Consider the following 13864-nt stretch of genomic DNA (forward strand, 5'->3'; position numbering starts at 1 on the left):
ATACAAATCTGAGAATGAAGGTTTTATGCATGCATGCGGACATGATTGCCATATATCAATGCTCTTAGGAGCTGCCATGATACTAAACGAAATCAAAAATGAAATTAATGGTACTGTAAGGCTACTTTTTCAGCCAGCAGAGGAAGTAGCGCAAGGAGCTAAAAAAATGATAAAAGCCGGAGCTCTTGATGGTGTAGATGGAGTTTTTGGAATTCATGTATGGAGTGATATAGAATGTGGCTTTGTATGTGTCCAAGAAGGACCACTCATGGCTTCAGCAGATTTATTTACAATTAGTGTAGTTGGGAAGGGGGGCCACGGCTCTGCCCCACATCAAGGAGTTGATGCAGTTGTTGCATCATCAGCAATTGTTATGAACCTTCAATCTATAGTAAGTAGGGAATTAAGTCCTCTTGAACCAGCTGTTGTAAGTATTGGTTCTCTCCAAGTAGGCACAAGGTTTAATATTATTGCAAGTGAAGGAACTTTGTGCGGAACTACTAGAAGCTTTAATCAAGATGTTAGGAATAAATTTCCTGAAATGATTAAGAGGATTGCTCGTGACACAGCATCTGCTTATAGAGCAGATGCTGAACTCGAATATACCTTTGCCACACCAGTTGTAATCAATGATGCAAATTGTTCGAAAATAGCAGAAAAATCCTTAGATAAAATAGGTGCTAAATCTATTATTATTGAAAAAATCACAGGAGGAGAAGATTTTGCCGAATACCTAAATATGGTTCCTGGCATAATTGCTCTTGTTGGAGTGGGGAATGAAGCTAAAGGTGCTTGTTATCCTCAACATCACCCAATGTATACAGTAGATGAAGATGCACTTGAAATAGGTACTGCATTATATGCACAATATGCTAAGGACTTCTTAAATAGCTAAAATTAATAACTACCCAAATATATTAGTAGCAAGCGTAGCAAAGGCCCCGCAAAGCCCCCCCGAGCAGTGTAAACAAAGTGTTAACATGGCTCGGGGGGGGCTTTGTAAAAAAAATGGATGTAATCTGGTAGAATCAGGTTCTTTACTTGCTAAAGTGAAGTCCTCTAAATTTTATAAGATTTTAATTAAATTTAATTAATTTTAAGTAAATTATATACTTGCTCAGGCACAAAGAATGAGTAAGTATATATATTCTTATTGCAAGTCTTCTGAATCGCGGCCTAGTCCAAAGAAGTTCACCTTATAATTTGGGTTGTCAAATTCAAATTTATTTTGTGTCTCTTCATAAATATTATCAATTCTTTCTGTCTCTCCTATATAATCCGATTTTTCATTTATATTTAACATTTTCATTTCCTCCTTTTATTTTATAATAATTTTGAATTGATACTCTGATTTTCACTTAACTTCTTTAAGTATTGTCGCGTATAAGGCCTCCTTTTTGAGTAAATAAAAAAATCTCCCACCCTATAAACAAGTTTAACTATGTTTATAGGGACGAAAGATTCGTGGTACCACCCTAGTTCGTAATTTATTGATATAAATTACCTCTTCATTTTGGTTAAAAGAAATATAAATATATGAAAATGCATTTCCTTTACCATAGCCCTATATCGGGGGCATCCGTCTTCGTTTACTCAATGTGAAACTACAGTTTTTGTGATATGTTTTTATAAAATCTATCATCACAATAGTTTCAATTTCAACTCAGCAGCTCAGGAGTGATTATTATATATCTGCTCAACACCAACTCTCAGCAAATGTTGGTTCTCTGTGGGGTTACTGTGATATTTTTCTCTCCATCATAGCTTTATTTATTATATTACTTTTAGTATATGTTCGAAAAAGCAATTTAGGAACACATAAATTGATTTTTTGAAAAAAAATTATATTGAGTCATCATATTTCCCTCGTGAATAATAAAATTAAAGTACAGAGAGGAAGTTAATTATGAGTAAGGTTGATAAGATGAGTGATAGGCAATATTTATTTGGAGTAATTTTCATAGTTGCGAATAGAGTGGATACTATCCTTGAAAGAGAATTCAAACGATTTGATATTACAACAAAGCAGTGGTTTTTATCAGTTATTATAAAAATGATTTAAATCTCTTAGAAATTTGATATAATATATAGTATATAAAGATTAAGGAGAGCACATATGGATAAAAAAATTGGAGTAATTGCTTCTGATAAAGAACTAGAAAAAAGTATAATAGAATTATTTAGAGAAGATGTAGAGCAAGGAAGGATTATTATAGATATATTGGATCCTGATAATATAGAAAAACAAGGAAAGATATTAGAAAATAAGGGTGCCAAAGCTATTATAGCGAGAAGTGGCGGGTACAGTCTTACTGTCGGCAAGGTGAATATTCCGGTTATACAGTTAAAGATAACTACATTAGATATTTTATTTTCAATAAAGACAGCAAGTGAGGCTAATAAGGATATAGTACTTATTATATCGGATATAGAGTACTTTGATTATGAGGAATGGAAAAGTATGATAAGTGGCAATGTCATAATTGAGAGGTTTAGCTATAAAGAAGAAATTGAGAAACGTGTAAATAAGTATTTATATAAAAAGGAGCAGGTAATAATAGTTGGGGGTGGCATTCCCTGCAGCTATGCTCAAAGATTAGGCATAGAATTTGTTCATTTAGGTGCCAGCAATGAGTCAATTCATGAAGTAATCACGTATGCTAGAGAACTTGTAGACAACTTATATGAGCAGAAATATAAAAATGAGGTCCTAAAAACAATTCTGGATGGAGTTCATGATGCTGTTGTTGCAGTAGACCAAGAAGGGAAAATTATATTATATAATGAAAGAGCTGAGGAATTATTAAAAAAAGATAGCAGTGATGTAGTAGATAAGCAATTATTAGATGTTTATCCTGAACTCGGATTTATAATGGATGTAATGGAAAATAAAATAAATCGATACAATGAAATAAAAGTCCTAAAAAAAATAGTTATTGCGGCAAATACGTCTATATTAGAGGTGGATAAGAACATCCATGGTGTTTTGTGCTCATTTCAGGACATAACTAAGTTACAAAGCTTGGAAAAGAAGATAAGGTACGAACTTAATAAGAAAGGTCTTGTTACGAAGTACGAATTTCAAGATATTATTACTTATGATCCCGTTATGAAAAATACTTTGGCAAAAGCAAGAAAAATTGGTTTAACTGATAGTACTGTAATGATTTATGGAGAAAGTGGAACGGGAAAAGAGATGATTGCGCAAAGTATTCATAATATTAGCAGTAGAAAAAACGAACCATTTGTTGCTATTAATTGTGCGGCAATATCAGAGAGCTTACTAGAAAGTGAACTTTTCGGATATGAAGAGGGCGCATTTACGGGTGCGAGGAAAGGTGGCAAACCTGGGTTATTCGAACTAGCTCATGGCGGATCGATATTTTTAGATGAAATTAACAGCGTTTCCCTTAATCTTCAAGCTAAGTTACTACGTGTTTTAGAAGAGAAGGAAGTAATGAGGATAGGTTCTGACTATGTAATCCCTTTAGATGTTAGAATCATATCTGCAGCAAATGAAGAGTTAAGGAGAAAAGCTTACGCGGGAAATTTCAGAAGAGACTTATTCTATCGTTTAAATATATTGGAACTTCATATACCTCCACTTCGGGAAAGAAAAATGGATATCCTTCCGCTGTTTAAGCACTATCTAAAAAAACTGGATGATGAAACTGACGGAATGAGAGTAGATGGTGAACTTGAGAAAAGATTAGTCGAATATTCTTGGCCTGGTAATGTGAGGGAACTTAGAAACATTGCACAAAGATATGTGATATTTAAAGAAGTGAATTTAAATGATTTAGAAATAATTGAGACGGGTAACCAATTTATAAATGAAGCCCGCGAGCACACTAGTGAAAAGGTGTTAGACTTAAAGGAAATTAACAGATATGTAGAGGAAAAAGTAATAGATATGCTTACGAGTAGTGGAATGTCAAAAACAGAAATGGCAAAACAATTGGGAATAAGCAGAACTGCGTTATGGAAAAAGACGAAATCTTAAATTAGATGTATGTAAACTAAAGATAACAAAGTGTTAACGTAAGTTAACATATTATTTTCAAATTGAAAAATATCTTACCAAAATACAGGCTTAAGGCCTGTATTTTGTTTTGGAACGATTCTTGCTATTATAAATGTATACGATTAATTTGAAACTAACTATTTTGACTTCAAGAGGACAAACATCATAAAAAAAGGAGTGGAATTATGAAAAAATTACTAACAGGAAACGAAGCTATTGCACGTGGAGCATATGAAGCAGGAGTAAAATTTGCATCGGCATATCCAGGAACACCTAGTACTGAAATATTAGAAAATATTGCTTTATATAAAGAGGATATATTAGCTGAGTGGGCTACAAATGAAAAGGTTGCAGTAGAAGCAGTAATTGGCGCATCTTTTGCAGGGGCTAGATCAATAGCTGCTATGAAGCATGTCGGTCTTAATGTTGCAGCAGATCCACTTTTTACAAATGCTTATACAGGAGTTAATGGTGGACTTGTTATAGTATCCGGGGATGAACCGGGCATGCATTCATCACAGAATGAACAAGATAACAGAAACTATGCAAGATTTGCTAAAATACCAATGTTTGAGCCGTCTGACAGTCAAGAAGCAAAAGATATGATTAAAGATGCATTTGAAATAAGTGAAAAATATGATAGTCCAGTACTTTTTAGAATCACTACTAGACTTTGTCATTCTAAGGGAATAGTGCAATGTGAAGATAGACGCGACGTTCCATTAAAAGAATATGTTAAGGATATAACAAAATATATACCTGTTCCAGCTCATTCAACAAAGCTGAGAGTAAAAGTAGAAGAGAGACTAAACAAATTGGAAGAGTTTTCAAACAATACACCTTTAAATTATATTGAATTAAATGACACAAAAATAGGTGTAGTTGCATCTGGCTGTTCTTACAAATTTGCTAAAGAAGTCTTTGGTGATAATGCATCTTATTTAAAACTTGGATTTACAAATCCACTTCCTAAAGCGATGATGAAAGACTTTGCTTCAAAAGTTGATAAAATATATGTGATTGAAGAAAATGATCCAATAATAGAAAATGAATTAAAAATGATGGGAATAGAATGTTTTGGAAAAAATACTTTTCCATACAATGGAGAAATGACTCCAGATGTAATTAGAAAATCGGTTTATGGTAAGAGTGAAGCAACTATAGAATATGATGAATGTAAAGTCGTTGCAAGACCTCCAACTCTATGTGCCGGATGCCCTCACAGAGGTTTCTTCTACGAAATCAGTAAGAGGAAAAACACTGTAATATCTGGCGATATAGGATGTTATACACTAGGATTTGCTGAGCCATATAACGCTATGGACTGGTCAGTATGTATGGGTGCTAGTATTAGTATGGGACATGGAGCACAACAAGTATTTAATATGAAAAAGGACAATGAAACTCGAGTAGTATCAGTACTTGGAGACTCTACATTCTTCCATACTGGAATTAACTCATTATTAGATGTTGTTTATAATAAAGGTAATTCCATAAATGTAATTTTAGATAATAGAATTACGGGTATGACAGGACATCAAGAAAATCCAGGTACAGGATATACACTGCAAGGATTAGAAACAGAAATGGTTGATATAGAAGCAATTGTAAAAGCTTGTGGGATTAAAAACGTACGAGTAGTAAATCCTAATGACTTAAAAGAAATGAAAGAAACTATAGATTGGGCTTACGCGTTAAATGAAGCATCAGTAATAATTACTAGATGGCCTTGTGTATTAAAAAAATTCTCTAAAGAAGACAAAGAAGAATTTGCAGGTGCTTTCCAAGGTAACTGTGTGGTTGATGAAGATAAATGTATAGGATGTAAAAAATGCCTTAAAACTGGATGTCCAGCAATATCCTTTGATAAGACAACTAAAAAATCTAGTATAGATAAGGGTCCATGTGTTAGTTGTGGAATATGTGAACAAGTATGCCCTGTAGGTGCAATTTCCAAGGAGGTAAAATAATATGACAAAGAATATAATGTTAGTTGGAGTAGGTGGTCAAGGTACTATTCTTGCCAGCAAACTTTTAACAACAGGCTTAATGGAAGCAGGATACGATGTTAAAATGAGCGAAATACATGGAATGTCTCAAAGGGGTGGAGCAGTTTCGTCTCAGGTTAGATACGGTGAAAATGTACAATCTCCTGTAATAGAAATGGGAGGAGCTGATATATTAGTTTCCTTTGAAAAAATGGAAGCTATGAGATGGCTTAAATACTTAAAGCCAGAAGGAAAGGTTATAGTTAACGATTACGAAATGGACTCCATGCCAATTCTTTCTGGAAAAGTTGATTATCCGTCAGGAATTATTGAAGAACTGAGTGCCAAAGTTCAGACAACAGTAGTAGATGCTGCAAAACAAGCTGAAAAACTTGGGAATGCGAAAGTTATGAATGTTATTCTACTAGGAACTCTAGTGAAGGCAATGGAACTTGAAGATATAGATTGGAAAAAAATAATAGAAGATAATGTTAAGCCAAAATTTGTTGAACTTAACTTAAAGGCTTTTGAAGTTGGAATGAGCCTCGCTTGAAGAAAGGAGATTTCTTATGGGTGGCGCTGTTATTGATTTGGATAGTTATCTTAGTAGTACCAGCAACGCGAGAGGCATTTATTGGTGCTACTGAGGCACATCCGTATATAGGAGGATTTATTAAGTTTGGAATACTTGCCACTATGGGCGATTTACTTGGAGCAAGAATTTTAAAAGGCGATTGGGTTATTCCTAAGGGAGTTATATATAAAGTTATTATATGGGGAGTTATAGGTTTGATGATTACACTCGTATTTACTGTATACATGGGTGGAGTAGCTGCAGCACAGGCATCTGGTAAACTCCCATTTAGTGGTTCAGTACTTGCACAGGCATTTTTCGGTAGTGCAATTATGAATCTTACTTTTGGGCCTATGATGATGGTTTTTCATAGATTTACTGATATGTATATAAATATAAAGTATGAGAAAAATGGTGGAAAAGTTACAATGAGTGAGCTAATTGATAAAAATGATTGGCATTCATTGGTGGAGTTTACTTGGATTAAAACATGTCCGTTTTTCTGGATACCTGCTCACACTGCAGTATTTTTGCTGCCAGCACAGTATAGAGTTATTGCCTCGGCATTTCTGTCTATAGCATTAGGTATCTTACTTACTATTGCTAAAAAACAAAAATCGGTTCAAGCTATATAATCACTTACGCCCCAGTTGAAATAATTCCTGGGGAGAATGAAAAGAACTATCTCAAAATAGAAAGTAATTTCTATTTTGGGATAGTTCTTTTTTTTACACATAAAAAATGGGCATATACATTTAAAGATTCTATGCTAGGGGAAACAGCATTTATGCTACTTCAGCTTCTGTTTCTGCTTCCTCATCATATTCTTTTGGTTGTATTGAAATGTTGGAAATTATAAAAGCTAGTAATGTAGGTATAAGCCATGAGAATCCAACGCTTGCTAGAGGAATGGATTTAAGAAATCCAATGCTATTTGGATATATACCATTTATAGTATCTAAAATACTAACAATTAGCGCTGTGTATGTAGTTATAGCAACAACCACATTACTTTTAACTTTATCACCAAGCAATGTAATAACTATAAGAACAATTACAATTGGATATAGAATTTGTAAAACAGGACCTGCCAATGCAATTATAGAATCAACATTTTTTGTAGCTATTAATCCACTTACGACAGCCATAATAACAGCAGCAGTTTTGTAAGAAATTTTATTCTTTGATAGTTTAGCAAAGAATTCTGCTCCACTTGCAAGTAATCCAATAGAAGTTGTTAAGCATGCAAGAGCAACACATAAACCAAGAATAACTGCACCAATACTGCCTAGGTCTAACTTAATAATTTCTGTAACTAGCTTAGTTCTAGCTATATCTGCTGGAAACAAAGTACTTGTTTGCGTTCCAAGATACATAAGTCCACCATATACAAAGGTTAAACCCGCTACAGATACTAAAGCTGATTTTATGGTAATCTTCATTATATCACTTGCATTTTCATAACCTTTTGATCTAATAGATGAAATAATTATTCCTGCAAATATAACAGAAGCCATAGCATCCATTGTTTGATAACCTTCTATTAAAGCTTTTGATAATCCACCACTGTAAGATGTATTTATGATTGGTCCAATAGGATCTATAATTCCTTTAAATATAATTATAGCTAACATTAATAAAAGTGTGGGTGTAAGTATCTTACCTATATTATCAATTATTGAAGAAGGGTTAAGCGCAAATGCAAGTGTTATTGCAAAATAAAATATAACGACTATGTTTTGTGACACAGATGGAAATATAGGATGTATTCCAAGCTCGAAAGTTGTTGCAGCGGTTCTTGGTATTGCAAATAACGGTCCTATAACAAGAATCAAAGCTATACCTGTTATTATAGCAAATTTTTTGCCTACTCTATTTGCCATTTTATCGTAAGTACCATTAATTTTGGCACAGGCAATTACTCCAGCTAGTGGAAGACCAACTCCTGTAATGAGAAAACCTATTATGGATAAAAAAAATGCACTTCCTGCAGCTTTTCCGAGTAACGGTGGAAAAATCAGGTTTCCTGCACCGAAAAACATTGCAAATAGTGCAAAACCTATAATAATTGAATGTTTTGTTGAATTTTTCATTAAAACATACCTCCAGATAATAATTTTTTAATACTTGAATCATAAATAAATGACTTAACAGAGTTCAAAGTATTCAGTTGCTTTTATAAATAGCAACTATTATGCCATAATTTTATGATTTTCATAATTAACTGAGATTAGTTTTAATTTCTTGTAATAGTCTGTGCTTATCCATACTTAACAGAATTATATTTTAGAATGCTGTTGTAAATGATTACATTTAATTTTAATCTTCATAATAAAAGTGGGCAATTTTTTTCCGCCTATTGTGGAAAAAAATTGCCCACTTTTATTTTTGTATATCATATTCGTTAACTTTATTTTGTAGCTGTCTTCGAGTGATACCTAATATTTTTGCTGTTTTTGTCATGCTAAAGGTGTTTTTTTCTAATACGGTTTCTATGTATTTTTTTTCTATTGAAGACCTAAATGCTTTTAGTGTTTGATCTCCTTCATAGTCTGTAGAAGGAACTTCATGTATTAATAAATCATCTTTTGAAATAACACCATGTTCACTAAAAACTACCAGCCTTTCGATTATGTTTTTAAATTCTCGTACATTGCCTGGATAGTCATATTGGTTTAAATATTCCCAAACTTCAGGCTCTATGGTATGTATTTCTTTATCCATTTGCACAGATGCCGTAGCTATGAAGTTACTAGCCAAACTATATATATCTTCTTTATGTTCCCTTAGTGGTGGTATTTCAATGATGATTGTGTTGATTCTATAGTAGAAATCTTCTCTAAATAGTCCTTGGTCTATTAATTTTACTATAGATTTATTTGTGGCTGTTATAAGTCTAAAGTCAACGGGAGTACTTATGTTGCTACCTATTTTTTCTATTGCTCTGTCTTCAATTACTCTTAGTAGTTTGATTTGTGTGGATAAAGGCATGTCAGCTATTTCATCTAGAAATAGTGTCCCCATGTTAGCTGATTCAAATCTACCAATTCGCTCTTCATTAGCACCAGTGAAAGCCCCCTTAATATGTCCGAATAATTCAGATTCTAATACACTTTCAGAGAGAGCATGACAGTTTACTGCTACAAATGGTTTGTTTTTGCGCTGGCTCTGAGTATGAATGAAGTTTGCAAATACTTCTTTTCCTACTCCCGACTCACCAAGTAAAATGACGTTGACGGGGGTTTTGGCTACTTTTCGAGCCATATCTATAATTTTTTTAAATTCACTATTTTCTGATTCTAAAAGCGATTTCTCTTTTTTATCATATGTTTTAGAGTATAGTTCTAATTGGCTGTACTCTTCATATACTTTTTCTATTTCTTCTATGAGTTCAATAGGATCATTTCCTTTTACAAAATAAGATATTGCTCCTTTTTTCATGGCTTCTACTGCGGTGGGTATAGTGGCATATGCAGTCATAAGGATAACTTTGATATCTTGGTCTAATTCTACTGTTTTTTCTAAAAGCTCTATGCCGTTCATTCCATCCATCATTAAATCTGTCACTACCATCTGATATTTTTTGTGTCTGAGTTTTTTCAGAGCATCTTCTGCTGAGAGTACTGTTTCTATGATATAGCCCTCAATCTGGAGTATTTTGGCTAGTCCTTTAGAATATGCCGCTTCATCATCTACTATTAATATTCCATAATTCTTATTTTTCATTTGCCATCTCCTATTTCAAAATTAGTATAGGGTCATGGATCTTTGTGGGAAGAGTAATTATAAACTTCGAACCCTCACCAAGTTTACTTTCTACTCTAATAGATCCTTCCATCTTTTGTACTTCGTTATAAACAATAAATAGTCCAAGGCCCGTGCCTTCTCTAGCTTGCTTAGTAGTATAAAATGGATCGAATAAATACAATTGTGTATTTGCATTCATGCCCATGCCTGTATCAGATACTTCAATAATTATATTGTCATCATTTTTGCAAGCGTGTACCAGAAGTATACCTCCTTGCTCCATGGCATCAGTAGCATTTGAAAAGAGATTTAGTAAGATATGTTTCAGTGATTCACTATATAGCTCTACTTCTAAGTCTCTTTCCACACATAACTTGAATTCTATATGGTTTTGCTTCAAGGCTTTTTTATTTAGTTCATAAAGATTGGATATAAAATCATTGATTTGTATTTTGTGTATTTTGTTATCAGAAAGCCTTGAAAAGTTTAAAAGATTGTCTATAATTTTATTGGCTCTAGTCACTGAATTATCTATTATATCTATTGCCTCTTTTTTATCCGCTTCTTCTTTCATACGTCTAAGTAAATATGTATAGTTCCGAATGATTCCCAGAGGCGTCCTTATTTCATGTGCAATACCTGCAGCAAGTTGTCCTACTGCAGCCATTTTACTTGATTGCAACATTTTTTGTTCTGCAAGTTTTAGATCAGTTATATCTTCCATCATGACTAGTACTCGTTCTTTAGTATTTGATATTTTATCTAACAGATAAGTTCGCACTTTAAATTTTCTGTTTTGATATTCTACTTCTGTTTCTACTGAAGTTCTATATTCAAATATATCCTTAATGAGACAAACGTCGCAGTTACTTCCTAGTATTCCATTGACATTTTTGCAGTGCATATTTTTCACTACATTTATAGAGTATCCTATATACTTACAAAATGCTGTGTTGGCTTCTGTCACGCAACAGTCCTGGTTTACCACCACCATTAAATGAGTGGTAAGTCCATTGAAAGTAGTCTCTAATTCGTTTTTAGATATATCCAATGCATTTGTTTGCTTTTTCACTTCTTTTTTTAGTTCTCTGTTCCAATAATAAAAAAATAGTGCTACTAGCATTGCTACGAGTATAGCATATTTAAATAAAAGCATATATTTATCACCGTTGTTATTTTTCATAATGAGTGGGGATATGCCAAACCATTTTTCATATATTCTTTCCATGGTGTTATTCTTTTGCAACTGGTATATTGAATTGTTAATTATTTTTAATAATATTTTATTGTCTTTTTTTACTGCTATTACTGCTGCTCTTTCGTACAAGTATTCATTTAGTATTGAATATTCACGGCTGAGTCCCTCTTGGGTTAAATAGTAGTTGATTACTGATTCATCTCCAAGGACCGCATCTACTTCACCCTTTTCAAGGAGACTAATAGCATCTCTTAAATTTTCAGTTTCAACTCCATGCACATCAGTATAATTTTCAGACAAATGCTCAAATATATAGTCTCCTTTTATTGCCGCTATAGTTTTCCCTTTTAAATTCTGTGGTGTTTTGATATTGCTATTATTTTTTTTTGTTAATATTGCCCCTCTTTGATAGTATATAGGGTCAGTAAATATAAAGCTACGAGAGCGATCTTTGGAAGCGTGCATGTCACAGAAATCTATAGTTCCACTTTCAAGGGCTTCAAGGGCTTCATTCCAAATCATAGGTTTCATCTTTATGTTGACTCCTAGTTCTATAGAAAGAGCATTGAGATAATCTATTACGAGCCCCTCATATTGTCCACTATCCGGATTTAAATATCTTAGCGGTGGAGTGTTTTGATCTGATCCATATATTAAGTCTCCATGTTCTTTCAAATACTCTATTTCAGAGGCAGTTAGTCTATTGTCTTTTGAAAAGTATTCGACTATGTTCATGTTGTGTTCTATCTTGAAATAACTATTTGTAAATATAAGTGCAGTTATTATAATTAAAAATCCTAATATGTATTTTTTCTTCATTGTTTTTTCACCCCATATGATTATAACAGGAAATCGGGTAAGAGTGTAACTATGACTTTGGAAAAAATTAAAATGCTTAAAAGCCACAACAAAGATTATTCTTGATTATGGTATAATTATCATATGTTAAAGTAAAGTGGTTCAACTACCATTCTAAATAGAATCTTTAAAGGCGGGTGCGAAAAAAATGTATATTGATGCACATACTCATTTAGATTTTTTTAATAACAAGATAGACGAGGCTATTAATGAAATTAATAACTTTAAAATCCTAACTATTGCGAATGGTATGGATATAGAGAGTTACTTAAAGAATAAGGAATATACTCAAAGGAGTCAATATATTAAGGCTACCTTTGGAATTCACCCATGGAAGGCAGTGGAATATAATGGAGAACTTGAAGATTTAATACCTTATATTGAGGAAAGTGAGTTTATAGGGGAAATAGGCTTAGATTTCTTTTGGGTAGAGGATAAAGATACCTTTGAGGCACAAAGAATGATTTTCAATTTTATTTTAGAGGAAAGTATTAAAAGAAATAAAGTTATATCTATACACACAAAAGGAGCAGAAGAAGAAATCTATAATATTCTTAAAAGTTATAGCTATAGTAAAGTAATTATTCATTGGTATAGTGGGGATATTAAAACATTAGATAAATTTATAGAGCTGGGCTGTTATTTTACTGTAAGTGTTGATATAGGCTACTCTAAATTAACAGAGAAAATATTAGCTAGGATTCCAATAGATAGGTTACTTGTGGAAACTGATGGACCAACAGCTTTAGAATGGGTAAATGGTGATTATGGCTATCCAAGAGTAATAATTGATGTTATAAAAAATATTTCAGAGAGAAAAGCAATTTCGACAGATAGATTATTAAAAATTTTGGAAGAGAATTTCTTTGAATTAACTGGAATTTAAAATGGTGTAAAAAAATTCATTTTATTGACATATATATGACATTTTTATTTGCTATAATAATTCTTAGATGTAATTAAAATAAGTTAATAAGGAGAGATTAAAATGAAAAATACATCTTTAAAAATAAAAATACTAACAGGAATAATAACTGGTGGCATGTATTTATCATCTTTTAGTATAACTTTTGCAACAACTGTTGAACCGTTATACATTAATGAAAAGGCACCTTTAACATATGAATTTAAACAAATTGATACTAATATACAACAGGGGTTACAAATAAAAAATGAAAATCTTTTAAATACTAAGACTATAACACAGGATGAGGCTAATAAAATTAAAGCTGTTTTAAATAAATCTGAATCAACAAAAAAAGTAAATGTTGGAATGACTAAAACTTTAGTTAATCAAGAACAAAAGGTATATAAGGATAGCGAAAAGATAAAACGTATAAATCCAATAATAACACTTTTAGATAATGGAACTATAACTGAGACTCAAGCTGAAAAAATTTTAATGAAACAAATGTATCTTTACCATACAAGAATGGCTAAATCACTACCTCTAGGTATTGCTAAATAATTGCGAA

At 32.5% G+C, this 13864-nt stretch carries 12 protein-coding genes and 1 other annotated feature; of the genes, 8 read left to right on the top strand and 4 right to left on the bottom strand.

Annotated elements, in window-relative coordinates:
- Positions 1-895, top strand: an 895-nt coding sequence (locus JJD95_RS11340; RefSeq protein ID WP_291643133.1) for an amidohydrolase, incomplete at its 5' end; no start/stop codon positions are given.
- A gap of 255 nt (positions 896-1150) precedes the next feature.
- On the opposite strand, the gene JJD95_RS11345 is transcribed toward JJD95_RS11340, so the two are convergent.
- Positions 1151-1303, bottom strand: coding sequence for a hypothetical protein (locus tag JJD95_RS11345; RefSeq protein WP_291643134.1), 153 nt, complete (start codon positions 1301-1303; stop codon positions 1151-1153).
- A 143-nt stretch (positions 1304-1446) separates the two neighbouring features.
- Positions 1447-1771, bottom strand: a binding site (T-box leader).
- Positions 1772-1906: 135 nt separating this feature from the next.
- Between JJD95_RS11345 and JJD95_RS11350 the strand changes: the two genes are divergently transcribed.
- From JJD95_RS11350 to JJD95_RS11370, 5 genes are all read left to right on the top strand, one after another.
- Entirely contained in the window at positions 1907-2062 is a 156-nt protein-coding gene (locus tag JJD95_RS11350) for a hypothetical protein (protein ID WP_291643135.1), read from the top strand.
- Between the two features lie 54 nt (positions 2063-2116).
- A complete protein-coding gene (locus JJD95_RS11355; RefSeq protein WP_291643136.1) occupies positions 2117-4003 on the top strand; it encodes a sigma 54-interacting transcriptional regulator in 1887 nt (628 codons plus the stop codon).
- Positions 4004-4209: 206 nt separating this feature from the next.
- Positions 4210-5994: an indolepyruvate ferredoxin oxidoreductase subunit alpha gene (gene iorA / locus JJD95_RS11360; protein ID WP_291643137.1), complete on the top strand. Its 1785-nt coding sequence runs from the start codon at positions 4210-4212 to the stop codon at positions 5992-5994.
- 1 nt (position 5995) lies between these two features.
- Positions 5996-6565 (top strand): indolepyruvate oxidoreductase subunit beta, encoded by a 570-nt coding sequence (locus JJD95_RS11365; protein WP_291643138.1) that lies wholly within the window; start codon positions 5996-5998, stop codon positions 6563-6565.
- A gap of 32 nt (positions 6566-6597) precedes the next feature.
- Positions 6598-7221 (top strand): hypothetical protein, encoded by a 624-nt coding sequence (locus JJD95_RS11370; RefSeq protein ID WP_367114809.1) that lies wholly within the window; start codon positions 6598-6600, stop codon positions 7219-7221.
- 150 nt (positions 7222-7371) lie between these two features.
- Here JJD95_RS11370 and brnQ read toward each other — a convergent pair whose 3' ends face one another.
- From brnQ to JJD95_RS11385, 3 genes are all read right to left on the bottom strand, one after another.
- The gene (gene brnQ / locus JJD95_RS11375) at positions 7372-8679 is read right to left on the bottom strand and encodes a branched-chain amino acid transport system II carrier protein (RefSeq protein ID WP_291643140.1); all 1308 of its coding nucleotides are present in this window, start codon (positions 8677-8679) and stop codon (positions 7372-7374) included.
- A gap of 289 nt (positions 8680-8968) precedes the next feature.
- On the bottom strand, positions 8969-10312 hold the full coding sequence (locus JJD95_RS11380; protein ID WP_291643141.1) for a sigma-54 dependent transcriptional regulator: 1344 nt from the start codon (positions 10310-10312) through the stop codon (positions 8969-8971).
- A gap of 10 nt (positions 10313-10322) precedes the next feature.
- Positions 10323-12350, bottom strand: a complete 2028-nt coding sequence (locus JJD95_RS11385; RefSeq protein WP_291643142.1) for a transporter substrate-binding domain-containing protein — start codon at positions 12348-12350, stop codon at positions 10323-10325.
- A gap of 187 nt (positions 12351-12537) precedes the next feature.
- Here JJD95_RS11385 and JJD95_RS11390 point away from each other — a divergent pair, with 187 nt between their 5' ends.
- Together JJD95_RS11390 and JJD95_RS11395 are read left to right on the top strand one after the other, a co-directional pair.
- Positions 12538-13275, top strand: a complete 738-nt coding sequence (locus JJD95_RS11390) for a TatD family hydrolase (protein ID WP_291643143.1) — start codon at positions 12538-12540, stop codon at positions 13273-13275.
- A 102-nt stretch (positions 13276-13377) separates the two neighbouring features.
- Entirely contained in the window at positions 13378-13857 is a 480-nt protein-coding gene (locus JJD95_RS11395) for a hypothetical protein (RefSeq protein ID WP_291643144.1), read from the top strand.
- Positions 13858-13864 lie beyond the last annotated feature (7 nt).

Source organism: Clostridium sp., from assembly GCF_016650035.1.
Taxonomy (GTDB): domain Bacteria; phylum Bacillota; class Clostridia; order Clostridiales; family Clostridiaceae; genus Clostridium_AD.